The following is a 22,728-nucleotide window of genomic DNA, read 5'->3' on the forward strand; positions in this document are numbered from 1 at the left end:
GGCACCTGCTGGCGGGGGTCGCTCAGGGGGTGAGGACCCACTTCTGGTTGGCCAGGCCATTGCAGTCCCAGATGCCCAGCTGGGCGCGGTTGGAGGAGTCGAAGCCGAGCTCGTCCAGGCACTTGCCGGTGAGCACGTTCTTCAGCGAGCCGTCGGGCTGCGGGATCCACTGCTCGCCGGCGCTGCCGACGCAGGTGTAGACCTCGACCTTGGTGCCGTTGGGGCTGTCGGCGGTGCCGTAGGTGACGTTGAGACACACGCCGAGGGCGCGCACGGAGTTGTCGACGCCCAGGGTCCACCACTGGGCGGCGGTGCCGTTGCAGTCGTAGACCTGCACCGGGGTGCCCCGGTTGTCGCTGCCGTGGGCGACGTCCACGCACTTGCCGCCGTAGCCGACCAGGCGGCCCTGCTGGCCCTGCATGCCGAGGACCTGCGTGGTGATGGTGCTGGTGGCGTAGTTCCCGGGGTTGCAGTAGGCGGTGGAGGTGCCGTTGCCGGTGACGGTGGTGCCGTTGACCCAGTAGTTGACCGGCGTGGTGCCGACGGCGTAGAAGCAGACGGCCTGGGCGCGCCAGATGGTGCCGTTGGGCACGTTGTTGCAGGTCGCGGTGGCGACCGGGCCGCCGTGGCCGGTGCTGCAGTTGCCCGGGGAGTCGGCCTGGGCGACGGAGGGCAGGACGGCGACGCCCACCAGGGCGAGCAGGCCGGTGAAGAGGGTGGCGAGGGTTCGTCGCAGGCGCATACGAGGGGTCCCTTCGGGTCGGCGGGGCCCAACCGGATGTGTGGATCGTGTGGTTGGTGTCGCTTAGCGTGAGTGATGATATGAGGACACGTCAACTGTTGTGAATGCCTTGTCCGGAAACGATTCATGTCAGTTGCCTGCGGGCGGCGGGGCGGCGGCCGCCGTGAACGCGGGCTCCAGGGCGGCCAGCAGGGCCTGCGGGCCGACGGGCAGGGCCGCCGCCGACCGGCCGGTGTTGGCGGCGAACTTGGCCTCGACCTGGGCGCGGGTCAGCGGGCGGGCCGGGGAGCCGAGGGTGTCGGCGACGTGCAGGGTGCGGGTGGTGCCGTCGCGCAGGACGGCGTGCAGGGTGGCGCCCAGGTGCGCGGGGAAGGCGGCGCTCTCCCGGGCGCCGGGGCGGCAGTGCACCCGGGCGGCGAGGGCGAGCAGGGCGGGGTCGCGGACGGCGGCGTCGGGGAGGTCCTCCAGGGCGACGCCGAGCCCTCCCCCGCCGCGCAGCGCGACGGCCACCGCGAAGGGCGCCGAGAAGCGGGCGGCGTAGCCGTCGGCGGGCGCGGCCTTGGCGGCGGGCGGTTCGGCGACCGTGCGCAGGGTCGGTGCGGGCAGGTCGAGGCGGATGCTCTCGATGCGGTCGGGGCCGACGCCCTCGGCCCGCAGCCGGGTGGCGAGTTCGACGGCGGGGTGGGTGAAGCCGTTGGTCGGGTAGGGCTTGACGACGGTGTCGAGGCAGAGCCAGCGCCGGCCGAGCCCCTCGGTGAGCGCCTCGGGGCGGGCGGTGGGGCCGACGAAGGCGGCCAGGTAGCCGAACCGGCCCTCCAGGGCGGTCGGGGGGCCGGTGAGCCCGTGGGCGGCGAGGGAGGCCGCGGTGGTTCCGGCGGCGGCGGCCCAGCCGGCGTGCACGGGTTTGACGGTGCCGCCGGTGCGGTTGGCCTCCAGCAGGCCGCAGGCGAGGCTGGTGGCGATCGCCAGGGCGTGGGCGAGGCGCCCGGGGTCCAGGCCGCGCAGCAGTCCGGCGGTGACGGCGGCGCCGAGCGTCCCGCACAGCGAGGTCATGTGCAGGCCGCGCTCGAACAGCACGGAGTCGGTGCCGTCCAGCGCGGCGGCGCCGGCCCGCAGCGCGGTCTCGGCACCGAGCGCGGCCGCGCGCAGCAGTGGATCGGATTCCGTGGAAAGGGAGTTGGCGAGGGCGGTGGGGACGGCGACGGTGCCGGGGTGGACCATGGTGGGCAGTTGGGCGTCGTCGTAGTCGTGCGCGTGGGCGGCCGTGCCCAGCCACAGCGCGGCGTCCTGGCGCGGCAGTTCGCGCAGCGGGCGGCCGGGGTGCTCCTCGGCGAGGTGGCGGGCGACGGCCCGGGCGGGGTCGGTGGCCGCGCCGGCGGCGATGCAGCCGTAGGTGTCGAGCAGGGCGAGCGCGCTGCGCCGTTCGACCGCCTCGGGCAGGCCGCGCCGGTGGTGGTGGTCCGCGAACTCCGCCAACTCGGTGACCAGGGTCGGCACTTCACACCTCCACGACGGCGAGCGGGCGGACCGGGGAGCCGGTGGCGCCGAGGATCTTCAGCGGGACGAGGACGAAGAGGAACTCGCGGACGCCGTCGGCGGCCAGCTCCTCCAGGTCGAGCACCTCGACGATGTGCACGCCGTGCTCGACCAGCAGGCTGCGGTGGGCGGGCATCCGGGTGTGGCCCAGGCCCGGCCGGATGCGGTCGAAGGCGATGGTGTCGCTGCCGGCGGCGCGCACCCCGTGGGCGGCGAGCCAGTCGGCGGCCTCGCCGGTGAGGCCGGGCACGCCGGTGGCGTGGCCGACGTAGGCGGCGGGGTCGGCGTACAGCTGGGGCCAGCCGGTGCGCACCAGGGCGACGTCGCCGGGGTTCAACTCACCTCCGTCGAGGGCATGTTCGAGGTCGTCGGGGGTGATGCCGCAGCCGGGTTCCAGCCGGCTGGTGCCGTGCAGGGCGGGGATGTCGAGCAGCACGCCGCGACAGAGCATGGGCGCGACGGTGTCGACGCCGAGCGCGCGGTGGCGGCCGCCGAGGCTGTTCGCGGCGGCGTCCAGGCCGCCGTGCAGCCGGCCGTCGTGGGCGGCGTGGGCGAGGGCGTCGATGTGGGTGCCGACGTGGCCGCCGAGGGTGATCAGTTCGTTGGAGCCGGAGCCGCCGTCGGGGGTGGGGCGGTCGCCGTGGCGGCGGATCAGGGCGAAGTGGAAGCCGGGGTGGCTGGGCGAGCAGGGCATGCCGTTCTCCAGCGGCTGGGCCAGGTCGTAGACGCGGGTGCCGGCGGTCAGGGCGTCGAGCAGTCGCACGGTCGGGGTCCTCTCAGCGGGTCGGGGGTTCGGCGCGGTCCTCGGCGGCCTCGGCCTGGTCGGCCCGGTCCAGCAGGGCGCGGGCGCGGCGCACCACGGCGGCGTCGGTGAACCGTCCGTCGGGGCCGGTGCCTGCGCCGGTGCCGTGGGTGTCGGCGTGGGCCAGGACCGCGCGGGCGGCGGCCAGTTCGGCGGCGGTGGGCGCGAAGACGGCGTGGACGACGGGGACGTGGGCGGGGTGGATGACCGAGCGGCCGTGGAAGCCGCGTTCGCGCCCGCGGCGGGTGTCGGCGGCCAGGGCCGCCAGGTCGTGCAGGTCGGGGTGGACGCTCAGCGGCGGGCGGGGCAGCCCGGCGGCGCGGGCGGCGACCAGGACCCGCACGGCGCAGGCCGCGAGCACGTCCGGGTCGGTGGTGCCCAGGTCGGCGGCGAGGTCGCCGGTGCCGTACAGCAGGCCGCGCACCTGCGGGTGGGCGGTGGCGATCCGGTGGGCGCGCTCCAGGCCGAGGGCGCTCTCCACGGTCGGCCACAGGCCCACCCCGGGGGCGGCCGCGGCGACGGCCCGCACCTGCCGGGCGGACTCGACCTTGGGCAGGCGCAGCCCGGCCAGGCGGTCCGGATCCAGTGCGGTCAGGGCGGCGAGGTCCTCCCGGCCGCCGTCCTCCAGCGGGTTGATCCGGACGTGGAGGCCGGGCGGGCGGTGCTCGCGCAGGAAGGCGGCGGCGCTGCGGCGGGCGTACTCCTTGTGCGCGGGCGCGACGGCGTCCTCCAGGTCGATGACGACGGCGTCGGCGCCGGCGGCCAGGGCCTTGGGGTAGCGCTCGGGGCGGTCGCCGGGGACGTAGAGCCAACTGCGCGGCTCCGGGCGCCCGGTGGGCGTCGGGGCGGGCGTTGTGGCGGGCGTTGTGGCGGGTGTCGCGGCGGGTGTTGTGGCGGGCACTCAGACCACCCCGAGCCGGCGCAGTTCGGCCAGCTGCCCGGCACCGACGCCCAGCGCGCCGTAGACCTCGGCGTTGTCGGCGCCGCTGGGGCGCCCGGCCCAGCACAGCCGGCCGGGGGTCTCGGACAGCCGGGCGAGCGGGCCCTGGAGGACGAGGTCGCCGAGGTCGGGGTCGTCCAGGTGGACGATCGCGCCGAGGGCCCGGAACTGGGGGTCGGCGAGGATGTCGCCGGCGTGCTGGACGGGGGCGACGGCGGCCCGGGCCCGTTCGAAGGCGGCGATCACCTCGGGGGCGTCGCGCTCGGCGATCCAGGCGCCGACGGCGGCGTCCAGCTCCTCGACGTGGGCGGCGCGGCCGCGGCCGTCGGCGAACCAGGGCCGGGCGGCCAGGTCGGGGCGGCCGACCAGGTGCAGGACGCGCTCCGCGATGCTCTGGGCGCTGGTGGACACCGCCACCCAGCGGCCGTCGCGGCAGCGGTAGGTGTTGCGCGGGGCGTTGTTGACGGAGCGGTTGCCGACCCGTTCCTGGACGAGGCCGAGCTGCTGGAAGACCGTCAGCTGGGGCCCGAGGACGGCCAGGATCGGCTCCAGCAGGGACAGGTCGACCACCTGGCCGCGCCCGGTGCGCTCGCGGGCGCGCAGCGCGGCGAGCACGGCGAACGCCCCGGCGACGCCCGCGATGCCGTCGGCCAGGCCGAACGGGGGCAGGGTGGGCGGGCCGTCGGGCTGCCCGGTGCTGTAGGCGAAGCCGCTCATCGCCTCGGCGAGGGTGCCGAAGCCGGCCCGTTCGCGCATCGGGCCGACCTGGCCGAAGCCGGTCACCCGCAGCAGCACCAGGCGCGGGTTGGCCTCGGCGAGGGTCTCCGGGGCCAGGCCCCAGCGTTCGAAGGTACCGGGGCGGAAGTTCTCCACCACGACGTCCGCCTCGCGGGCGAGCCGCAGGAACAGCTCGCGGCCCCGGTCGGCGGCGAGGTCCAGGGTGACGGCGCGCTTGTTGCGGGCGACGGTCTTCCACCACAGCGACACGCCGCCGACCTGGGCGCCGTTGCCGCGGGCCGGGTCGCCGCGCGGGTGCTCGATCTTGACGACGTCCGCGCCGAAGTCGCCGAGCAGGCTCGCGGCGAGCGGGCCGGCGAACAGCGTGGCGGCGTCCAGGACCCGCAGTCCGGCCAGCGCCCCGGCCACCGGCCCGTCCGGCGGACCGGCCGATGCGCCGACCGTCGGCCCGTCGTTCCCGGGGTCGTTCTGCTCGTCGGGCATGGTGCGCCCCCTCTCTCCGTAAGCATTACCGTAAGGCTTACGGTCGGCCTTACGTTAGGCTGGCGCCGCACTCGACGCAAGGGAGTTGGTGAAGCGATGGCCGCCACAGACCCGGCACCCGCCGGCCGCACCGGGGGCCGACGGGCCCGCGGCGCCCTGACGGCCGACCTGATCGTCACCGCCGCCCTGGAGATCACCCGGCAGGAAGGCCTGGAGGCGCTCTCCATGCCCCGCCTCGCCCGGCACCTCGGCTGCGGCGTGATGACCATCTACGGCCACGTCGACGGCCGCGACCGGCTGCTCGGCCTGCTGTGCTCGCGCGTCCTCGGCGGCCTGGAGGCCGAGCGCGCCGACGGGATCGGCGGCCGCGAGGCGCTCACCCGCTTCGCCCTCGCCCTGCGCGGACGCATGCTGGAGCACCCGGCGCTGGCCCACCTGCTGACCCAGCGCAAGCTGTGGAGCCCGGAGCTCGCCGACCTCGTCGAGTGGGTGCTCGCCGAACTCACCGCCGACGGCCGCACCCTGGAGCAGGCCGTGACCGCCTACCGCCTGGCCCTCGTCCACACCCTCGGCTCGGTGCTCTACGAACTCCCGCGCACCGGCGCCGAACAGCAGGCCGAGTACGCCGCCTGGTGGCGCCACACCCTCGCCGACCTGCCCGCCGACCGCTACCCGCTGCTGCACGCCGCCGGCGACCACCTCGGCCGGGGGCCCGCCGACGACCGGTTCCGGGCCGGGCTGGACGCCCTGCTGGACGGCCTCGGCGCCCGCTGACCGACCCGCCCGGCCCGCCGACGGGCGGACGGGCGGCGCCGCGCGCCCGGGGCAGGAAGAAACCCGGCGGCAGAACCGCTGAGCACCACGTAGCACCGCATGACACCGAGCACCACGCGACGCCGAGCACCACGCGACGGCGGACCACCCGAGCGAACCGAGGACGGAACCATGGCCGAGCGGCCCCTGACGCTGATGGCAGTGCACGCCCACCCCGACGACGAGGCCACCGGCACCGGCGGCGTCCTCGCCCGCTACGCCGCCGAGGGCATCCGCACCGTCCTGGTCACCTGTACCGACGGCGCCTGCGGCGACGGCCCCGGCGGCGTCAAGCCCGGCGAGGAGGGGCACGACCCGGCGGCCGTGGCCGCGCTGCGCCGCAAGGAGCTGGAGGCCAGCTGCCGGGTCCTCGGCGTCGACCACCTCGAACTGCTCGAGTACGGCGACTCCGGGATGATGGGCTGGGCCGCCAACGACGCCCCCGGCTCGTTCTGGAGCACCCCCGTCGCCGACGGCGCCGCCCGGCTCGCCGAACTGCTGCACCACTACCGGCCCGACGTCGTCGTCACCTACGACGAGAACGGCTTCTACGGCCACCCCGACCACATCCAGGCCAACCGGATCACCATGGCCGCCCTGGAGCTGGCCCCCGGCGTGGCGCCCAAGGTGTACTGGACCACCGCGCCGCACTCGGCGATGAAGCGCTTCGGCGAGGCCATGCGGGAGTTCGGCACCGACTGGGACGAGGCCGCCGAGCCCGCGCAGCCGGACGGCGAGGCCCCCGCGGCCCCCGAGCTGCCCCCGATCGGGCTGCCGGACGACCAGGTCACCACCTGGGTGGACACCCACGCCTACGGCGGCCAGAAGTTCGACGCCCTGGCCGCCCACGCCAGCCAGGGCGAGAACATCTTCTTCCTGCGGATGGGCAAGGAGCGCTTCACCGAGCTGATGGGCACCGAGACCTTCGTGCGCGTCCGCGACACCACGGGCGCGGACCTGCCGGAGCAGGACCTCTTCGCCGGCCTGCGCTGAGCCCCCTTCCCGCCCCGGACGCCCGGACCGCTCCGGCCCCGCCCTGCCGTGCCCCGGCGCGTAGCGCCGCGCCGGCCGGACGCCGGGTCAGGCCCCCGGCGCGCCCGGGGCCGGGGCCGGGCCCTCCAGCAGGGCGCGGGGCGCCGGGGCCGGGGCCCGGCCGGTGAGGCGGTGGATCAGGGGGTTGACCGGGAGGGTGGCGGCCAGGGCCGTCAGCAGCAGGATGGTGAAGAACCGTTCGCCGATGATGCCCAGGTCGCGGCCGAGCGTCAGGATGAGCACCTCGCCCAGTCCCTTGGTGTTGAGCAGGACGGCCACGGTGGCGGCCTCGCGCCGGGGCACCCCGGTGAGGCGGGCGGCCAGCAGGGCGCCGGCGAACTTGCCGCCCCAGGTCAGGCCGAGCAGCACGGCGGCGGCCAGCAGACCGTCGGCGCCGATGCCGTGCAGGTCGACGGAGAGCCCGGTGAGCGCGAAGAAGACCGGGACGAGCAGCGCTCCGGCGTTGCGCAGCGGGAGTTGGACGGCCTGGCGCAGTTCCTCCCCCGCGTCGCGGGGCATGGCCAGGCCGAAGGCGAAGGCGCCGATCACCGCGTGCAGGCCGAGCAGGGAGGCCGTCCAGGCGGAGAGCAGGGCGCCGCTGGCGACGGCGAGCAGGATCAGCAGCGGGTGGTGGGCGAGCGCCCGCCGGGCGGGACCGAGCAGCAGGCGGCGCGCCAGCGGTCGGACCAGCAGGGCCAGGGCGGCGGCGTAGCCGGCGATGCGGGCCAGGGCGGGCAGCAGGCCGCCGTCGGCGGATCCGTGGGCGGCGGCGCTGACGGCGGCGACGGCGCACCACAGGGCGGTCTCGGTGAGGGCGCCGCAGGCGGTGGCGAGCACGCCGGTGCCCTCGGTGTGCAGCCGGTTCTCCTCGACGATGCGGGTCAGGACGGTCAGGGCGCTGGCGGACAGCGCGATGCCGAGGAAGACGGTGAACAGGGCCGGGGTGGCGGCCGCTCCGGCGAGGGCGGGGTGGCGGGCCAGCAGGACGGCGCCGAGGCCGGCGGCGAGGGCGAAGGGCAGCGCGACCGAGGCGGTGGTGACGGCCAGCACGGTGCGGACCCGGCCGGCCAGTCGGCGCAGGTCGAGTTCCCAGCCGGCGGCGAACATGAAGAGCGCGATGCCCAGTTGGGCGAGGACCGAGAGGTGGGCGCGGGCGGCGGGCGGGAAGAGCCGTTCGGTGGGGTCGCCGGGCAGCAGGCCGAGGACGCCGTGGCCCAGCAGCACGCCGACGGCGACCTCGCCGATCACCACGGGCTGGCGCAGCCGGGTGCGCAGCGGGGTCAGGGCGACGCCGGCGAGCAGGACCACCGCGACGTCGGCCAGCACGGTGGTGGCGGAGGTGCCTTCCATGGCGCCGTCCCCTTCCGGTGCCGGCCGGGGCGGTGCTGGCGCGGTGGGTTCGCGGCGGGCCCCGGGCGGCTTGTCGCACGTACACGGTCCACTGCATTGTGCGTGGTGGCGGTGCGGAATCCGTGCGGGTGGCGGGGGTCGGGCCCGGGCGGTCGGGGTGGGGCGCGGGCCGCGCGCCCCCGGTGTGCGGCGCCCGCCCCGGTCCGTGGGGGCACGGTCCGGGGCGGGCGGTGTTCGCACGTGTCGGTGTTCAACCGGTCAGGTGGGACTGGTCGGTTGGTGGTGGTGACGCCGGTTCGGGCGGCGCCGGGTCAGGCCGCGCCGGGTCAGGCCGGGACGATCGCGAAGGCGCCGTTGCTGAGCGGGGTCTGGGTGTACGGGCCGCTGTTGATGGACTGCGGCGAGTAGCTGTCGAAGACCTGGCCGTTGACGGTGACGCCGGAGAAGTCCAGCCGGCTGAAGGACGGGTAGCTCTGGCTCGGGGACTCGATGACGGCCTCGGCGCTGACGTTCTGCCCGTTGAGCTGCTGGACGGTGTTCTCGCTCCAGCCCTTGGTGGTGTCGGTGATCTGCAGGGTGTAGTTGGAGCCGCCGCTGTTGACCACCGAGGCGGTGAAGCTGTCGCCGGCGTCGACCGGGTCGTTGAAGTACTGCGGCGGGGCCGGGTACATCTCGTACCAGGCGGAGTAGACCGGGGAGCCGCTGGAGCAGTCGACCTGCACGCCGGTCTGCTCGACGGTCTGCGAGCCGTAGCCGTCGATGCCGACCCAGGGGGCGAACAGGTCGTTGGAGGTGTTGCACTGGACGGTGGGCATGGTCCAGGAGCCGGAGACGCTCTGGAAGCCGTTGCCCTGGGCGACGTAGCCGCCCCAGACGCCGCCGTCGTAGCGGGCGCCGTGGCCGTAGTGGTGGGCGCCGTAGACGTGGGCGGTGTGGGCGGGGGCGGCGCTGGCCGCGGGTGCGGCGACCGCGGCGGCCGGCAGGGCCAGCACGGCGGCGAGCACGAGGCGGCCGGTGCGGGAAAGGGCCATGGGGGGCTCCTTGGTTGGGCGTTGTGGGGGTGCCGCCCAGCTTGGGGGCGCCGCGGCCGGGCCGGGAAGGGAAGCGTGGGGACAGGAACCCGACATGGCGTAAACATGTCAAGGAGTCAATCCCTTGATTTCGGCCACCGGGTGGCGCACAGTCGCTCTGTTCCGCTGCCGGTGCGGGACGCGAGGAGGGTGTCGTGCCGGGGACGGGCATGCTCGGCGGGCTCGGGCTCGGCGCGCTGGAGGAGCAGCTCTACCTGCGGCTGCTGGGCCTCCCGGCGGCCGATCCCCAGCTGCTGGCGAGCCAGTTGAACCTGCGGGCCTCGATCGTGGTGGCCGCGCTGGCGGTGCTGGCCGAACTGGGGCTGGTGGAGGCGTGCGCGGCGGGGGCGTGGGCGGCGGTGCCGCCGGACGTGGCGCTGGAGGAGCTGCTGCTGCGGCGCGAGGTGGAGCTGCGGCGCGCCCGGGGCCGGATCGGGGAGTTGATGCGCACCTACCGGCAGGGCCGCCCGGATCCGGAGGCGGCCGGGCCGGTGGAGGTGATCAGCGGGCGCCGCTCGGTCGCCGACCTGTGGCGCACCCTGCAATTGGGGGTGCGCGAGCGGCTGCGGGTGCTGGACCGGCCGCCGTACGTGCGGCGCTCCGACCCGCAGACCGAACTCGCCCTGCTGGGGCGGGGGGTGGCGACCCGGGTGGTGTACCACAGCCGGGTGCTGCGCGATCCGGAGCGGCTGGCGGAGATCCGCACCTTCACGGCGGCCGGGGAACAGGCCCGGGTGCACACCGAGGTGCCGCTGAAGCTGGCCCTGCTGGACGACCGGTGGGCGCTGCTGCCGGTCAGCGCGGGCACCGAGCTGGAGAGCGTGCTGCTGATCCGGCCCTCGACCCTGCTGGACGCGCTGGCCGGGCTGTTCGAGCTGTACTGGGCGCACGCGATGCGGCTGCCGGAGCCCTCCGAGGAGCCTCCGGAGGACCGCCACCGGCAGTTGCTGACACTGCTGGCGGCCGGGCTGACGGACGAGTCGATCGCCCGGCAGCTGGGGGTGTCGACGCGTACGGTGCAGCGCTGGGTGCGGGAGCTGATGGACCGTTTCGGCGCCCGGACCCGCTTCCAGGCGGGCATCCAGGCGGCCCGGGCGGAGCTGCTCTAACCCCTCGGTGAGGGGGCGAGCAGGTCGGCGACCTCGGCCTCGTAGAGCCGGGCGGCGTCGAAGCCCATCCCGGCGAAGTGGCCGGCCAGCTCCAGGGACAGCACGCCGTGCAGGCGGGTCCACAGGGTCAGGAAGAGGTGCAGCGCCTCGGGCGGGGCGGGGTTGCCGAAGGTCCAGTCGCGGTGGTCGGCCAGGTGCGCGGCGAGCGGGGCGGGCTCCTGGCCGGGGGCCTGGCCGGCGAGGGCGGCGGCGCAGGCGTCGAGCAGGATCGTCATGATCTCGGCGGAGATCGCGGTGGTGTCCTCGGGCGCGTGGTAGCCGGGCACGGGGGTGCCGTAGACCAGGAAGTACCGCTGGGGGTCGGCCAGCGCCCACAGGCGCAGCGCGTGCGCCAGGGCGGGCAGGTCGGCGCCGCCCCCGGCGCCCACCGCCAGGGTGTCGGCGAGGCTGCGGTAGGCGTCCCGGACGAGTGCGGTGATCAGCTCGTCGCGGCCGGCGTAGTAGCGGTAGAGCGCGGGCCCGCTCAGGCCCATCTGCTTGGCGATGGCGTTGAGGGAGAGCGCGGAGGCCCCGGCCGTGGCGATCTGCTCCCGGGCGTGCCGCTTGATCTCCTCGCGCACCTGGGCGCGGTAGCGCTCCCTCGGGGTCTCCTCCGCCATGCTCCGACCGCCTTCCGCGCCGCTTCGGCTACAGCTTCAAGATTTAGTTAGAGGCTATCACTGAACCTGTTGACCCGGACCGGATCGAGGAGTTACAACTTCTCACGAAAGAAGGAGCATCTAGCGCTTCCTTCATCGGAGTCCAAGGGGACCACCATGTCCGGCATCCGCAGCACCCGTGCCGCCCGCACCGCCCTGTCCGCCGCCGCGCTCGCCGCCGCCCTGCTGGGCGCCGTCGCCGCACCCGCCCAGGCCGCCGACGCCCGTGCCACCGCCCGCGCCGGCTCCCCCGCTGCCACCACCACTGCCCCGCTCACCTGCCGCGGCCAGGGCGTCGACCCCGCCGCCCGGATCCGCTACCGCACCGAGGCCGTGATCCACGCCCCGCTGTCCACCGTCTGGCGGCTGCAGACCGACGTGGCCCGCTGGCCGTCCTGGCAGGGCGCCGTGTCGAGCGCCGAGCGCCTGGACCGCGGCCCGCTGCGGGCCGGCTCGGCCTTCCACTGGACCACCCCGCTGCCGCCCAACCCCGCCACCACCGCGACCGGTCTGGACATCACCTCCACCGTCCGTCAGCTCGTGCCGGGCTCCTGCATCCGCTGGACCGGCCCGGCCGACGCCGAGGGGCTGCACATCGACGGCGTGCACGTGTGGACCTTCACCCCGGTGCCCGGCGGCGTCCTGGTGCGCACCGAGGAGACCCACCGCGGGCCGCAGGTCGACGCGGACGTCCCGGCCGCCACCGCGATCCTGCGCCAGGGCCTGGACGCCTGGATGAGCGACCTCAAGGCCGCCGCCGAGGACTGCGGCTGACCGTCCGTCGACCCCGCACCGGCCCCACACCGGCCCCGCTCCTTGCGCGAGTGCGCAGGTCAGGAGCGGGGTCGGTGGCGCGCGCGGGGGCCCGGAGCCACCAGAATGGTGCGGACAGTCCCCCGAAAGTTCAGAAGAAGGACCCCCCACATGGATCTCGGCGTGCGCTGGAAGCTGCACGGTGACGGGCGCACGCCCGCACCAGGAGCGGTCGTCCGCCCCGACGAACGGCTCTCCTGGCCCCGCACGGCAGGGCTCGGCGCCCAGCACGTGGTCGCGATGTTCGGGGCGAGCTTCGTCGCCCCGGTGCTGATGGGGCTGGACCCCAACCTGGCGATCATGATGTCCGGCGTCTCGACCATGATCTTCCTGCTGGCCACCCGCGGCCGGATCCCCAGCTACCTCGGCTGCTCGCTCTCCTTCGTCGGGGTCGCCGCGGTGATCCGGGCCCAGGGCGGCACCAGCGCGACGGTGACCGGCGCGGTGCTCGTGGTCGGCGCGGCGCTGTTCCTGGTGGGCCTGGCGGTCCAGTACTTCGGCGCCCGGATCATCCACGCGGCGATGCCCCCGATCGTCACCGGCGCCGTCGTGATGCTGATCGGCTTCAACCTCGCCCCGGTGACCGCCTCGACGTACTGGCCGCAGGACCAGTGGACGGCGCTGCTGGTGATGCTGTTCACCGGGCTCGCGGTGGTGTGCCTGCGCGGCTTCTGGTCGCGGGTGGCGATCTTCCTGGGCCTGCTCTTCGGGTACGGGATCTCCTTCCTGTTCGACCGGGTCTTCGGCAAGATCCACTCGGTGGACGCGGGCGGACACCTGACCGACCACTGGCGCCTGGACCTGTCCGCCGTCGGCAAGGCGGACTGGATCGGCCTGCCGACCTTCCACGGCCCCTCCTTCCAGTGGTCCGCGATCCTGGTCGCGCTGCCCGTGGTGATCGCGCTGGTCGCGGAGAACGCCGGGCACGTCAAGGCCGTCGGCGAGATGACCGGGGCGAACCTGGACGACAAGCTGGGCACCGCGATCTCCGCGGACGGCGTCGGCTCGATGCTCTCCACCGCGCTCGGCGGCCCGCCCAACACCACGTACTCCGAGAACATCGGCGTGATGGCCGCGACCCGGGTCTACTCCACCGCCGCCTACTGGGCCGCGGCCTGCTTCGCGCTGCTGTTCGGCATCTGCCCGAAGTTCGGCGCCGTCGTGGCCGCGATCCCCGGCGGGGTGCTCGGCGGCATCACCGTCATCCTGTACGGCATGATCGGCCTGCTCGGCGCGCAGATCTGGATCAAGTCCGGGGTGGACCTGCGCAACCCGCTGAACCTGGTGCCGGCCGCCGCGGGCATCATCATCGGCATCGGCAACGTGACGCTGAAGTTCACCGACACCTTCAGCCTCAGCGGCATCGCGCTGGGGACGCTGGTGGTCATCACCGGCTACCACGCGCTGCGGGCGCTGGCCCCCGCGCACCTGAAGACGCAGGAGCCGCTGCTGGACGAGGGCACCTCCTCCTACGACGAGCCGTCGGCCGGCCCGGGGGAACGGCCCGCTCCGTAGGCGCGGTCGCAGGACAGGCAGATTTGACCTGCACATGACCTAAAGTTACTTCCGCCGGTCGATCCGCCTGGCCAGACGGACCGTCGGGTGGTCGAATCGCTCCCAGCGATCCGACCACCCGATCCCCCACTGGGAGTGGCATGTCCCCTCTGCCCCACCACCGCAGGCTCGCCGTCGGGGCCCTGGCCCTCGCCACCTTCGCGATCTCCTGCAGCTCGGCCACCGCCAGCACCAGCAGCCCGGCCGCGCCGTCCGCCTCGTCGGCGAAGGGCAAGGTGCTGTGGACCCCCAGCACCAAGACCGGCCCGTCCTCCTTCCGCGGCATCCAGTGCGCGGCCCCCGGCACCTTCGGCGTCGTCAAGGACCCGGTGAAGGGCGACGTGTGGAAGGCGTACCAGGCGGCGGGGGTGGAGCGCTGCGAGACGGTCGGCCCCGAGCTGGACGAGGGCGACACGTTCTACCTGGGCTGGTCGTCGAAGGTGGAGGTCGGCGACGACGCGGACCGCTACGTCTTCCAGCTCAAGTGCTCGCCGAGCACCGACACGGCGAACCACCCGATCGAGATCGACATCACCAACTCCCGGGTGCGGCTCCAGGAGTGGGACACCGACCACGTGGCGCACCCGCTGTGGACGGCGCCGGTGAAGAACGGCGAGTGGCACAAGTACGCGCTGAAGGTCCACCTCGGGCGCACCGACGGGACGATCGACTTCTGGTTCGACGGCAAGAAGCAGACGTTCAACACGGGTGCGGGCACCTTCAAGGGCACCACCTGGGACGGCGACACCGATTACCTCAAGTGGGGCTCGTACCACCAGAACCCGGGCGACGCGACGAACACGTTCACCAGCCCGGTGATGGCGACCACCCTGGAGACGGCCACCGCCGGCTCGTAGGGGGATGAGGATGAGGGCCCGGACCGCAGCCACTGCGGTCCGGCCCTGTTGGTGTTCTCAGACGTCGCCGAACTCCCCGCTGCGGACAGCAGCGACGAACGACTTCCAGGCCTCGGACGGGAAGACGAGCGCGGGCCCCTGAGGATCCTTGGAGTCGCGAACCGGGGCCAGGCCGGGGAAGTCGGGAGCCACCTCGACGCAAGACCCGCCGTTGTTGCTGTAACTGCTCTTGAACCATGCGGCGTCGGACAGATCTACGTGGTCAGCCACGATGCTCCTCTCACACCTCACCGAACTCGCCGCCATGGACAGCCGCAACGAACGACCTCCAAGCCTCGGCCGAGAAGACCAGAGCCGGACCCTGCGGATCCTTCGAGTCACGCACCGGCACCAGGCCGGGGAAGCCTGAAGCTACCTCGACACACTGCCCGCCGTTGCCACTGCAGGAGGACTTGAACCACTGGGCGCCGGACAGATCTACGTGGTCAGCCACGATGCTCCTCTCAGACCTCACCGAACTCACCGCTGCGGACAGCAGCGACGAACGACTTCCAAGCCTCGGGCGGAAAGATCAGGACCGGGCCGCCGGGATCCTTGGAGTCACGGACCTTGCCCGGGCGCGCATCATCGACCTCGATGCAACCACCCCCACCATTGCTGTAGGTGCTCTTGCGCCACGCGGCGCCCATCGGGTCATGCACGGTCCAACCCCCTCCAGGCTTTGGCTCAGGCCTCACCGAACTCGCCACCATGGACAGCCGCAACGAACGACCTCCAAGCCTCGGCCGAGAAGACGAGAGCCGGGCCCTGGGGGTCCTTTGAGTCGCGCACCGGTGCGAGGCCGGGGAAGTCCGCTGTCACCTCGACGCAGTTGCCCCCGTTATTGCTATAGGAGGACTTGAACCATGCGGCGTCGGACAGGTCTCCACGGTCGGCCATGGCGCTCTTCTCAGAGCTCACCGAACTCGCCGCTGCGCACAGCGGCGACGAACGACTTCCAAGCCTCGGACGGGAAAACCAGAGCCGGGCCCTGAGGGTCCTTCGAGTCACGCACCGGCGCCAGGCCGGGGAAGTCCGCTGTCACCTCAACGCAAGTACCGCCGTTGTTGCTGTAGGAGGACTTGAACCACTGGGCATCAGCCAGGTCTACGGGGGAAATCATGACATTCCTCTCACGCCTTGCTTGCGGATCTTCTCCAGCGACGCAGCCTTCGACAGTGCTTCCACCTGAAGCTGGTGGTAGTCCCGCTCCCAGGCCTGGGCAGTCTCGGCATCTCGCGCGAGGAAGCCACGCAGCTGGCACTCCGAGTATGCCAGGAGTGTTCGATCAGCCAGGGTCAGCAGCGTAACAACCATCGTGAACGGCAGCTCTTCCGCAAGCGAGAAGGGCGCCACCTGGATGGTGATGTTCGGACGGCTCGCGAGGTCTTCGAGGTGCGCCAACTGCCGTGCCATGACCTTGGTTCCGCCCACCGTCCGGAGCAGGGCGCCTTCGTCCAGGACGAAGTGCAGGCGCGGCGCCGAGGCCCGGTCGAGCAGCTTCTGACGCGTGGCCAGGAAATCGAGCCGGTCCGCGGCCTGCTCCTCGGTGATGCTGCCGCGCCGAACGGCTGCGGACGCGAAGGCCCCGGCGTACTCCATGGTCTGGGCCAGCCCGGGCACGATGCCCAGCTCGAAGTGGGCGATGCCCTGGGCTTTCGCCTCCTGCTGCGCGTACTCGGGGAAGCCTTCCAGCAAGGACGACCTACTGAGGCTCCAGTACGTCAGTTCCAATGTTCCACCGGTATCGAGCGCCTTGTCGGCACTGCGGACCCAGTCAAGTGTGGGATTGCGGGTCCCTCTTTCGAGGTTCGAAATCTGACTATCACTCAACTGCGTCCGCTCGCCGAGTTCGATCTGCGTCAGGCCTGCCGCCTTGCGCAGCCTGCGCAGTTGGGCACCGAACGCCTTGAGGGGTGATGCCGATGGGTCCAGCTGTGTCTCACGCATCGTCAGACCTCCGCCACTGTAAGGATCCCACCCAGGGAAACTGTCAAGTGGGAAAGCCTTCCGATCGTAGGGCCTGCACCCCCACCATGGCTACATCCGGTGATTCCCCGGATGCACAGCGCAACCTGCGGAGACTCCCATGCCCGACACGCAGCCCCCTCCCCCTCCCTTCCAACTCCACGAAGTCGTCCGGGACTTCAGCCGCCTGGAGGACGGGAAACCCCGCGAGGGAGTCTTCGTCGAGCTGATGCTCGGGAAGGTGGTACTCCGGCCCCTCGGGGAGACCGGGCCCGAGTGGTGGGCCGATCCGGCCCGGCTCCGGGCCCTCGACCCCCGGGAGACCGCGCCCGGCACCTGCGGGCAGCCGCGTCGGCGGCCGCTGTGACCGACCGTCACCACTCCCCCACCCCTGGAGCAGAGTTGAGCAGGACCCGCCTCATGGCCCGTCCCCCCGCCCGCCGTTCGGGCCATCAAGCCCTCGTCCTGCGCCAGGACCCCGACCGGGCGGACGACTTCGCCGTCCTCCTGGTCGACCCCGCCTACCGGGAGGGCCTGACCCTGCCCGGCGGCAGCGCCGAGCAGGACGAACTCCCCCACCTCGCCGCGCGGCGCCACCTCGAGACGGAGACCGGGCTCGTGCTCGCCCTGCGCACGATCCTCACCGTCGACTACGTCCCCGCCGCCGAGTTCCCCGAGGGCGTCGACTTCGTCTACGCGGGCGGCCTGCTCACCCACCGCCAGGCCGACGCCGTCGACCGCCACCAGGCGCCGCCGGACGTCCGCGGCCTCCACTGGATCCCCCGGTCCCGCCTGCGCGAGGTCATGGCGGACGACCAGTACCACCGCGCCGAGGACGCCTGGGACGCTTGGGAGCACGGCGCCGGCCTCCCGCTCCTCATCCGGGGCGTCCCGGTGCCGGTCGGCTGACCGGCCCCCGCTCCGCTCCGCGCCGGGCGACGACAACACCCTCACCAAGGTTTTGCGCCGCGTTCCCCGCCCCCGCACCCTCGTCCGGGGAGACCCAACTTCCCAGCAAGGAAAGGAAGTTGGCGTAATCCGAGCCCCTCCCCCGGATCTTCGGTTGACCGCCCGCACCGCCCGGGGATTGGCTCTCCCCGATGCCCGCCGTCCGGAAGCGGCGGGCGGTCGACCCGGGGAGGACACTCCGTCATGCATCCCGTCCGACGCCGCTTCGCCGGCCCCGCCACCGCCCTCGCGGCCGCCGCCGCACTGGCCCTGACCGCCGCCCCCGTCCAGGCCCAAGCAGGCCAGGACGCCCGCCGGTTCGCGACCGTCCCGGTCAGCGTCGCGCCGGGCGGGGCCGAGGCGAACAGCCAGTCCCAGTCCGGGGCCGTCAGCGCCGACGGCCGCTTCGCGGTGTTCACCTCCGGGGCGACCAACCTGGTCGCCCAGCCGTCGAAGGGGGGCTACGACGCGTTCCTGCGGGACTTCACCGACGGCCACACCGAGCGGGTGAACCTCGCCGACGACGGCTCCGCGCTCGACGGCGTCACCGTCGACGTGGCGGTCAGCGCCGACGGCCGCTACGTCGCCTTCGACAGCACCGCCGCGCACGTCGTCCCCGGCGTCCCCGCCCCGGGGCGGGCGAACATCTACGTCCGCGACCGCCTCACCGGGCACACCCGGCTGGTCAGCGCTCCGCAGGGCACCCCCGACCCCGTCACCAGCCACAGCACCTCGGCGCCGTCCATGAGCGCCGACGGCCGCTACGTCGTCTACACCTCCAACCGCACCGACCTCGTCGCCCCCGCCCCGACCCCGGCGACCCCGGCGACCGCCGGCGAACAGCTCGCCCGGCCGAACTTCGACTCGAACATCTACCTCACCGACCTGTGGACGCACACGACCCGGGTGGTGTCCGCCACCGCCGCCGGCACCGCCTCCCAGAGCCAGTCCGTCAACCCGACGATCAGCGCGGACGGCCGCACCGTCGGCTTCCTCTCCAACGCCTCCGACCTGGGCGTCACCACCACCGCGCGACGGGCCGACCCGCCCCCGCCGCTGCCCGGGGGCAAGATGCGCACGGGCACCTTCTACACCTACGACGTCCGCTCCCGCGCCATCGCCCCGGCCGGCTACGACCCCTCCGGGCAGGTCAGTTCCGACGCGGGCCTGGACGCCACGCTCAGCCCGAGCGGGCGGTACGCCGTCTACGGGCTGACGGTCCCCGTCGGCGCCCCCGGCAGCAACCAGTACCAGGACCAGGTCTTCGCCCGGGACCTGCACAAGGGCACCCTGATCCCGCTCACCGCCGGGCTGCCCGGCACGGTCTCGACCGCCTCCTCCGACGAGCCCCAGGTGACCGGCGACGACCACTGGGTGTACTTCGACTCCTCCGCCGCCAACCTGGTGCCCGGCCCGCAGCACCAGCACTGGGACGTCTACCGCTACGACCTGCACACCGGCCGCGTCGAACGGCTCACCGACGCCGCCGACGGCTCGCTCGGCAACGGCGACTCCATGACCCCGCACGTGGACGCGCACGGCGGCACCGTCCTGTTCCAGTCCTCCAGCCGCAACCTGGTGGCGGGCCCGAGCGGCCCGCCCGAGCCCGCCGACTACCAGGTCTTCGCCCGGCGCCCGGCACACTGACGCCCCCGCCGCCCGCACCGCGCCCAGGGGGCGGCGCGCCCCCGGCGCGGCCGGACGTCGTCGGCTCCGCCTAACGGCCCCGTGTCCGCGTGATCTCGATCCGCAGGGGCACCGGGAACCTCTCGCTGAACGCCTCCACGCTGCCGAACGCCCGGGCCGCGCTGTCCCCGTACTTGGCGAGCCACCTCTGGTTCTCGTGCGGCGGGGGAACGTCATCCACGCGGCGCGCGGTGCCGGTGAAGACCACGATGTCGCCGCCGTCGCCGTCGCCGTCGAAATGCAGGGCGACCCGGGGCCGGTCGGCGACATGGCCGATCCGGTTCGCCCGGACCGCGTTGTAGATCAGGATCGAGTGGTCGTCCTGGAGCAGGAACCCGACCGGGTTCGGCTGCGGAGTGCCGTCCTTGCCGACCGTGGTGATCCAGATGACCTGCTCTTCGCGCAACCGGCGCCGGACCCGCTCCCCGAACGGGGTGCCGGGATCGGGAAGCGTACTCTCCGTCATAATCCCCCACCCTAGACCGCACGTCGGCCGCGGGTGAGGGATCGTCAGAACGATCGCACCGCTTCGGACAAGGCCCTTGCGGCTGCCCGGCGGCCGGGGCGAGCACGCGGCCGGTCCGGGGCGCACCGAGCACGGCCCGGATCAGCCCTCCTCGCCGGCTACGACGCCGGGCCGGCCGACCCCACCGGCTCCCGCGCCGCGGTCCACCAGGCCAGGAGCGCGCACAGGAAGGCCGCCGCCGCGAAGACCAGCGGCCCCGCGAGGGCGTCCTCCCGCGCACCGGCGGCGAGCGCGCCGACCGCGGACAGGCCGAACGCGACGGCCCGCAGCGCGCGGGGACCGGACGTTCGACCCGGGGCGACCCCGGACGGGGCGACCGCGCCCGGGGCGACCCCGGACGGCGGCAGCAGCCGGGCCGCGAGGCCGTAGCAGGCGCAGCCCAGCAGGGTGGCTCCCAGCACGTCGCTGGGCCGGTGGTGGTAGAGGGCCTGGACGGCGCCGGCGGTGACGGCGAGCCAGAGCATGCCGGCCGCGACGAGGTGGGGGCGCACGCGGGGGGAGACGACGAGGGCGGCGCCGAGGACCAGGGCGACGGGGACGGCCGCGTGCCCGCTGGGGAAGCTCGCCTCCGTGAGCATGGCGGGGGCGCCCACCAGGTCGGGGCGGGGCAGGGCGATCTTGCTGAGCACCTCGGTGCCCCCGAAGGTGGCCAGGACGACCCCGACCGCCGCGCACCCCGCCCACCAGCAGCGCCGCAGCACGGCGACGGCCACGATGGCGGCCGTGCCCACGAGCAGGGTGGGCAGGGCGGTGAACTCCAGCGGCGGCATGGCCCCCGAGTCGAAGGCCGATCCCGACCAGGGGTAGATCCACGCCGGTTCGCCGCCGTTGTGGTTCATCAGGCCGTTCTCCGCCCGCTGCCCGAACGGGGTGCAGACGGCGACCAGGTAGACCGCCGCCAGCCCGAGGATCGGCAGCAGGACGGGTTTCCACGGCCGTCCTGCCCGCGCGGGGCGCCGTCCGGCCGGGGTTCCGCGGACCGGGCCGGTGGCGTCCGGCCGGTGCGGGGCCTGGTCCAAGTGGTGGTGCCGGGTCATCGTCGTCCCTCTTCTGCGTCCCGCCGCGCGGACTGCGCCCCGGGTCCTTCGTACCGGGCGCCACGGAGGCGGCGCCGACCGGGGCGTCCGCTCACCGGACGGCCCCCTGCACTGGACGGGACGTCCGCCCGGGGCCGACGGGTTCACCGACCGCTCCGCTTCACCGGCCGCCGTTCTGGACTTGTGGGTCCATTTTCGGCTGCCTACCGTGCTGGACGTTCCCTCCGAACGAACCCCACCCGCAACCCGTACCGCAGGAAGGTGGCACCCCCATGCACGCGATCCGGATCGAGGAGCACGGCGGCCCCGAGGTCATGCGCTGGACCGAACTGCCCGACCCCGTGCCCGGCCCCGGCGAGGCCGTGGTGCGCGTGGCGGCGGCCGGGGTCAACTACCTGGACGTCGGCGCCCGTTCGCAGGGCGGCGGCGGCTGGGACGCGCCCGCGGTGCTCGGCGCCGAGGGCATGGGCTACGTCGCCGCGCTGGGCGAGGGGGTGACGGAGGTGGCCGTCGGCGACCGGGTGGCCTGGTTCTACCACCCGGGCAGCTACGCCGAGTTGCTGGCGGTCCCGGCGGCCGCGCTGGTGCCGGTCCCCGACGGCATCGACGACGTGACGGCCGGCGCCGTGCTGATGCAGGGCCTGACGGCCAACCACCTGAGCACCGAGACCTACCCGGTCGGCCCCGGCGACACCGCGGTGGTGCACGCGGCGGCCGGCGGGGTGGGCCTGCTGCTCACCCAGTTGGTCAGGGCCCGCGGCGGCCGCGTGATCGGCCTGGTCTCGCGCGAGGAGAAGGCCGCCGCCGCCCGGGAGGCCGGCGCCGACCACGTCCTCGTCCACTCCGGCCCCGGATTCGAGGGACGGGTACGGGAGTTGACCGGCGGCCGCGGGGCCGACGTGGTCTACGACGGCGGCGGCGCCGACACCTTCGCGTCCTCCCAGCTGGCCCTGCGCCCGCACGGGGTGCACGCCTACTACGGCCCCTTCATGGGCGTGCCGACCCTGCGCCCCACCGACCTGCCGAACAGTATCCTGCTGACCTACCCGGTGGTGCACCACCACGTCCCCACCCGCGAGGCCCTGCTGCGGCGCGGCGCCGAGGTGTTCGCCCTGGTGCGGGACGGACGGCTGACCCAGCGGGTCACCGGCCGCTACCCGCTGGCCGGGGCCGCCCGGGCGCACGCCGACCTGGAGTCCCGCCGCACCACCGGCAAGCTGGTGCTCCTGCCCTGAGGCGCTCAGACCCCGGCCGGGGCGGCGCAGCCGCGCAGGAGTGCGGTCAGGATGCCGGTGAGGCGGGGCTCGACGTCGACGACGGCGTGCGCGAGTTCGGGGGTGTCCTCGTAGAAGCGGCGCAGTGCGGTGCCGGGCGCGGCCATCTGCCACAGGGCGCCGGCCATGGCGGTGGCGGTGGCGACGGCGTCGCGGCCCTGGCCGGGGGTGAGCGGGAGGGCTGCGCACAGGGCCGCGGCGACGGCGTCGGCCTCGGCGGCGGCGAGGGCCTTGAAGGCGCGGACGGCCTCGAAGGAGACGCCGCGTTCGAGGTTGAGGGGGGTGTGGGCGAGCAGGTCGCAGAAGAGCGGGCGGGCGACGAGCGTCCGGGCGAGGGCTGCGGCGGCCGCGGCGAACCGGTCTTCCGGGTCGTCCGTGCCCTCTTCCGCCGGCCGGTCGAGCCGGTCGCGGGCCTCCCGGGACCACTGCTGCCAGCCGCTCCCGGCCAGTCGCAGGAAGATCTCCTCCCGCGTCTCGAAGTAGCGCAGCATCGCCGACTTGTGCATGCCGACGGCGGCGGCGATGTCGGTGAGGGTCACCGCCCGGACGCCGCGCTCGGTGGCCAGGCGGGCGGCGGCGGCCAGGATCGCGGTCTCGCGGATGCGCTTGGCCTCGGCACTGCGGGCGCGCTCGAACTTCGGCTGGGTCACCCGCCCACCCTAGCGCAACCGTGTTGCACTATTATCGCAATGATGCTCCCCCGGGCGGCGGTG

Annotated in this window: 27 protein-coding genes; 10 read left to right on the plus strand and 17 right to left on the minus strand. The window is 74.1% G+C overall.

From position 1 onward, the window contains the following. Positions 1–22: 22 nt before the first annotated feature. From AB0O91_RS16340 to AB0O91_RS16360, 5 genes are all read right to left on the minus strand, one after another. Positions 23–742 carry an RICIN domain-containing protein gene (locus AB0O91_RS16340; RefSeq protein ID WP_363432890.1) on the minus strand — a complete coding sequence of 240 codons (720 nt, stop codon included), beginning with the start codon at positions 740–742 and terminating at the stop codon, positions 23–25. A gap of 129 nt (positions 743–871) precedes the next feature. Further along, positions 872–2,239, minus strand: a complete 1,368-nt coding sequence (locus AB0O91_RS16345; protein ID WP_363432892.1) for an MmgE/PrpD family protein — start codon at positions 2,237–2,239, stop codon at positions 872–874. A gap of 1 nt (position 2,240) precedes the next feature. Continuing rightward, positions 2,241–3,041 carry a cyclase family protein gene (locus AB0O91_RS16350; protein WP_363432895.1) on the minus strand — a complete coding sequence of 267 codons (801 nt, stop codon included), beginning with the start codon at positions 3,039–3,041 and terminating at the stop codon, positions 2,241–2,243. A 13-nt stretch (positions 3,042–3,054) separates the two neighbouring features. Further along, the gene (locus AB0O91_RS16355; protein ID WP_363432897.1) at positions 3,055–3,981 is read right to left on the minus strand and encodes a CoA ester lyase; all 927 of its coding nucleotides are present in this window, start codon (positions 3,979–3,981) and stop codon (positions 3,055–3,057) included. Then, positions 3,982–5,241: a CoA transferase gene (locus tag AB0O91_RS16360; RefSeq protein WP_363432899.1), complete on the minus strand. Its 1,260-nt coding sequence runs from the start codon at positions 5,239–5,241 to the stop codon at positions 3,982–3,984. Between the two features lie 96 nt (positions 5,242–5,337). Between AB0O91_RS16360 and AB0O91_RS16365 the strand changes: the two genes are divergently transcribed. Both AB0O91_RS16365 and AB0O91_RS16370 read left to right on the plus strand, forming a co-directional pair. Then, the gene (locus AB0O91_RS16365) at positions 5,338–6,015 is read left to right on the plus strand and encodes a TetR/AcrR family transcriptional regulator C-terminal domain-containing protein (protein ID WP_363432902.1); all 678 of its coding nucleotides are present in this window, start codon (positions 5,338–5,340) and stop codon (positions 6,013–6,015) included. A gap of 171 nt (positions 6,016–6,186) precedes the next feature. Then, positions 6,187–7,047, plus strand: coding sequence for a PIG-L family deacetylase (locus tag AB0O91_RS16370; RefSeq protein WP_363432904.1), 861 nt, complete (start codon positions 6,187–6,189; stop codon positions 7,045–7,047). A gap of 87 nt (positions 7,048–7,134) precedes the next feature. Here AB0O91_RS16370 and AB0O91_RS16375 read toward each other — a convergent pair whose 3' ends face one another. Together AB0O91_RS16375 and AB0O91_RS16380 are read right to left on the minus strand one after the other, a co-directional pair. After that, positions 7,135–8,436 (minus strand): cation:proton antiporter, encoded by a 1,302-nt coding sequence (locus AB0O91_RS16375; protein WP_363432907.1) that lies wholly within the window; start codon positions 8,434–8,436, stop codon positions 7,135–7,137. Positions 8,437–8,762: 326 nt separating this feature from the next. Then, positions 8,763–9,467, minus strand: a complete 705-nt coding sequence (locus tag AB0O91_RS16380; RefSeq protein ID WP_363432909.1) for a G1 family glutamic endopeptidase — start codon at positions 9,465–9,467, stop codon at positions 8,763–8,765. A 194-nt stretch (positions 9,468–9,661) separates the two neighbouring features. On the opposite strand from AB0O91_RS16380, the gene AB0O91_RS16385 reads away from it, so the two are divergent. Beyond that, the gene (locus AB0O91_RS16385; RefSeq protein WP_363432911.1) at positions 9,662–10,615 is read left to right on the plus strand and encodes a LuxR C-terminal-related transcriptional regulator; all 954 of its coding nucleotides are present in this window, start codon (positions 9,662–9,664) and stop codon (positions 10,613–10,615) included. Here AB0O91_RS16385 and AB0O91_RS16390 read toward each other — a convergent pair. Beyond that, entirely contained in the window at positions 10,612–11,274 is a 663-nt protein-coding gene (locus AB0O91_RS16390; protein ID WP_363432913.1) for a TetR/AcrR family transcriptional regulator, read from the minus strand. The two genes, AB0O91_RS16385 and AB0O91_RS16390, sit on opposite strands and share 4 nt — an antisense overlap. Positions 11,275–11,430: 156 nt before the next feature. On the opposite strand from AB0O91_RS16390, the gene AB0O91_RS16395 reads away from it, so the two are divergent. From AB0O91_RS16395 to AB0O91_RS16405, 3 genes are all read left to right on the plus strand, one after another. Then, the gene (locus AB0O91_RS16395; protein ID WP_363432915.1) at positions 11,431–12,087 is read left to right on the plus strand and encodes an SRPBCC family protein; all 657 of its coding nucleotides are present in this window, start codon (positions 11,431–11,433) and stop codon (positions 12,085–12,087) included. A 150-nt stretch (positions 12,088–12,237) separates the two neighbouring features. Further along, complete coding sequence (locus AB0O91_RS16400; protein WP_363432918.1) at positions 12,238–13,641, plus strand: solute carrier family 23 protein; 1,404 nt, start codon at positions 12,238–12,240, stop codon at positions 13,639–13,641. Between the two features lie 140 nt (positions 13,642–13,781). Beyond that, positions 13,782–14,537, plus strand: coding sequence for a heparin lyase I family protein (locus AB0O91_RS16405; RefSeq protein WP_363432921.1), 756 nt, complete (start codon positions 13,782–13,784; stop codon positions 14,535–14,537). Between the two features lie 57 nt (positions 14,538–14,594). Here the strand turns inward: AB0O91_RS16405 and AB0O91_RS16410 are convergent, their stop codons facing one another. From AB0O91_RS16410 to AB0O91_RS16435, 6 genes are read right to left on the minus strand one after another with little or no spacing between them, the layout of a single operon-like run. Next, positions 14,595–14,807: a DUF397 domain-containing protein gene (locus tag AB0O91_RS16410; RefSeq protein WP_363432924.1), complete on the minus strand. Its 213-nt coding sequence runs from the start codon at positions 14,805–14,807 to the stop codon at positions 14,595–14,597. Between the two features lie 10 nt (positions 14,808–14,817). After that, positions 14,818–15,030, minus strand: a complete 213-nt coding sequence (locus AB0O91_RS16415) for a DUF397 domain-containing protein (RefSeq protein ID WP_363432927.1) — start codon at positions 15,028–15,030, stop codon at positions 14,818–14,820. Positions 15,031–15,040: 10 nt separating this feature from the next. Beyond that, complete coding sequence (locus tag AB0O91_RS16420) at positions 15,041–15,226, minus strand: DUF397 domain-containing protein (protein WP_363433215.1); 186 nt, start codon at positions 15,224–15,226, stop codon at positions 15,041–15,043. A 37-nt stretch (positions 15,227–15,263) separates the two neighbouring features. Beyond that, the gene (locus AB0O91_RS16425) at positions 15,264–15,476 is read right to left on the minus strand and encodes a DUF397 domain-containing protein (RefSeq protein ID WP_363432930.1); all 213 of its coding nucleotides are present in this window, start codon (positions 15,474–15,476) and stop codon (positions 15,264–15,266) included. 10 nt (positions 15,477–15,486) lie between these two features. Continuing rightward, entirely contained in the window at positions 15,487–15,699 is a 213-nt protein-coding gene (locus tag AB0O91_RS16430; RefSeq protein WP_363432933.1) for a DUF397 domain-containing protein, read from the minus strand. Then, positions 15,696–16,526 carry a helix-turn-helix transcriptional regulator gene (locus AB0O91_RS16435; protein ID WP_363432936.1) on the minus strand — a complete coding sequence of 277 codons (831 nt, stop codon included), beginning with the start codon at positions 16,524–16,526 and terminating at the stop codon, positions 15,696–15,698. Before AB0O91_RS16435 ends, AB0O91_RS16430 begins: the two co-directional genes overlap by 4 nt. 139 nt (positions 16,527–16,665) lie before the next feature. Here AB0O91_RS16435 and AB0O91_RS16440 point away from each other — a divergent pair, with 139 nt between their 5' ends. From AB0O91_RS16440 to AB0O91_RS16450, 3 genes are all read left to right on the plus strand, one after another. Next, a complete protein-coding gene (locus AB0O91_RS16440) occupies positions 16,666–16,911 on the plus strand; it encodes a hypothetical protein (RefSeq protein ID WP_363432938.1) in 246 nt (81 codons plus the stop codon). Positions 16,912–16,964: 53 nt separating this feature from the next. After that, positions 16,965–17,453: an NUDIX hydrolase gene (locus AB0O91_RS16445; RefSeq protein WP_363432941.1), complete on the plus strand. Its 489-nt coding sequence runs from the start codon at positions 16,965–16,967 to the stop codon at positions 17,451–17,453. Positions 17,454–17,696: 243 nt separating this feature from the next. Continuing rightward, the gene (locus tag AB0O91_RS16450; RefSeq protein ID WP_363432944.1) at positions 17,697–19,139 is read left to right on the plus strand and encodes a hypothetical protein; all 1,443 of its coding nucleotides are present in this window, start codon (positions 17,697–17,699) and stop codon (positions 19,137–19,139) included. 70 nt (positions 19,140–19,209) lie between these two features. Here the strand turns inward: AB0O91_RS16450 and AB0O91_RS16455 are convergent, their stop codons facing one another. Together AB0O91_RS16455 and AB0O91_RS16460 are read right to left on the minus strand one after the other, a co-directional pair. Continuing rightward, positions 19,210–19,644, minus strand: coding sequence for a TIGR03667 family PPOX class F420-dependent oxidoreductase (locus AB0O91_RS16455; RefSeq protein ID WP_363432947.1), 435 nt, complete (start codon positions 19,642–19,644; stop codon positions 19,210–19,212). Between the two features lie 158 nt (positions 19,645–19,802). Beyond that, positions 19,803–20,741, minus strand: a complete 939-nt coding sequence (locus tag AB0O91_RS16460) for a phosphatase PAP2 family protein (protein ID WP_363432950.1) — start codon at positions 20,739–20,741, stop codon at positions 19,803–19,805. 272 nt (positions 20,742–21,013) lie between these two features. On the opposite strand from AB0O91_RS16460, the gene AB0O91_RS16465 reads away from it, so the two are divergent. Then, positions 21,014–21,976, plus strand: a complete 963-nt coding sequence (locus tag AB0O91_RS16465) for a quinone oxidoreductase (RefSeq protein WP_363432952.1) — start codon at positions 21,014–21,016, stop codon at positions 21,974–21,976. Positions 21,977–21,981: 5 nt separating this feature from the next. On the opposite strand, the gene AB0O91_RS16470 is transcribed toward AB0O91_RS16465, so the two are convergent. After that, positions 21,982–22,665 (minus strand): TetR family transcriptional regulator, encoded by a 684-nt coding sequence (locus AB0O91_RS16470; RefSeq protein ID WP_363432954.1) that lies wholly within the window; start codon positions 22,663–22,665, stop codon positions 21,982–21,984. Between the last annotated feature and the right edge of the window lie 63 nt (positions 22,666–22,728).

Origin of the sequence: Kitasatospora sp. NPDC089797 (assembly GCF_040684795.1) — a bacterium.
Taxonomy (GTDB): Bacteria; Actinomycetota; Actinomycetes; order Streptomycetales; family Streptomycetaceae; genus Kitasatospora.

What these genes read in the sequence shown, in the direction of transcription:
- AB0O91_RS16340 (WP_363432890.1), bottom strand. Translation starts at nt 742, where the DNA reads ATGCGCCTGCGACGAACCCTCGCCACCCTCTTCACCGGCCTGCTCGCC.
- AB0O91_RS16360 (WP_363432899.1), bottom strand. Translation starts at nt 5,241, where the DNA reads ATGCCCGACGAGCAGAACGACCCCGGGAACGACGGGCCGACGGTCGGC.
- AB0O91_RS16365 (WP_363432902.1), top strand. Translation starts at nt 5,338, where the DNA reads ATGGCCGCCACAGACCCGGCACCCGCCGGCCGCACCGGGGGCCGACGG.
- AB0O91_RS16370 (WP_363432904.1), top strand. Translation starts at nt 6,187, where the DNA reads ATGGCCGAGCGGCCCCTGACGCTGATGGCAGTGCACGCCCACCCCGAC.
- AB0O91_RS16375 (WP_363432907.1), bottom strand. Translation starts at nt 8,436, where the DNA reads ATGGAAGGCACCTCCGCCACCACCGTGCTGGCCGACGTCGCGGTGGTC.
- AB0O91_RS16380 (WP_363432909.1), bottom strand. Translation starts at nt 9,467, where the DNA reads ATGGCCCTTTCCCGCACCGGCCGCCTCGTGCTCGCCGCCGTGCTGGCC.
- AB0O91_RS16390 (WP_363432913.1), bottom strand. Translation starts at nt 11,274, where the DNA reads ATGGCGGAGGAGACCCCGAGGGAGCGCTACCGCGCCCAGGTGCGCGAG.
- AB0O91_RS16395 (WP_363432915.1), top strand. Translation starts at nt 11,431, where the DNA reads ATGTCCGGCATCCGCAGCACCCGTGCCGCCCGCACCGCCCTGTCCGCC.
- AB0O91_RS16400 (WP_363432918.1), top strand. Translation starts at nt 12,238, where the DNA reads ATGGATCTCGGCGTGCGCTGGAAGCTGCACGGTGACGGGCGCACGCCC.
- AB0O91_RS16405 (WP_363432921.1), top strand. Translation starts at nt 13,782, where the DNA reads ATGTCCCCTCTGCCCCACCACCGCAGGCTCGCCGTCGGGGCCCTGGCC.
- AB0O91_RS16420 (WP_363433215.1), bottom strand. Translation starts at nt 15,226, where the DNA reads ATGGGCGCCGCGTGGCGCAAGAGCACCTACAGCAATGGTGGGGGTGGT.
- AB0O91_RS16425 (WP_363432930.1), bottom strand. Translation starts at nt 15,476, where the DNA reads ATGGCCGACCGTGGAGACCTGTCCGACGCCGCATGGTTCAAGTCCTCC.
- AB0O91_RS16430 (WP_363432933.1), bottom strand. Translation starts at nt 15,699, where the DNA reads ATGATTTCCCCCGTAGACCTGGCTGATGCCCAGTGGTTCAAGTCCTCC.
- AB0O91_RS16435 (WP_363432936.1), bottom strand. Translation starts at nt 16,526, where the DNA reads ATGCGTGAGACACAGCTGGACCCATCGGCATCACCCCTCAAGGCGTTC.
- AB0O91_RS16440 (WP_363432938.1), top strand. Translation starts at nt 16,666, where the DNA reads ATGCCCGACACGCAGCCCCCTCCCCCTCCCTTCCAACTCCACGAAGTC.
- AB0O91_RS16445 (WP_363432941.1), top strand. Translation starts at nt 16,965, where the DNA reads ATGGCCCGTCCCCCCGCCCGCCGTTCGGGCCATCAAGCCCTCGTCCTG.
- AB0O91_RS16450 (WP_363432944.1), top strand. Translation starts at nt 17,697, where the DNA reads ATGCATCCCGTCCGACGCCGCTTCGCCGGCCCCGCCACCGCCCTCGCG.
- AB0O91_RS16455 (WP_363432947.1), bottom strand. Translation starts at nt 19,644, where the DNA reads ATGACGGAGAGTACGCTTCCCGATCCCGGCACCCCGTTCGGGGAGCGG.
- AB0O91_RS16460 (WP_363432950.1), bottom strand. Translation starts at nt 20,741, where the DNA reads ATGACCCGGCACCACCACTTGGACCAGGCCCCGCACCGGCCGGACGCC.
- AB0O91_RS16465 (WP_363432952.1), top strand. Translation starts at nt 21,014, where the DNA reads ATGCACGCGATCCGGATCGAGGAGCACGGCGGCCCCGAGGTCATGCGC.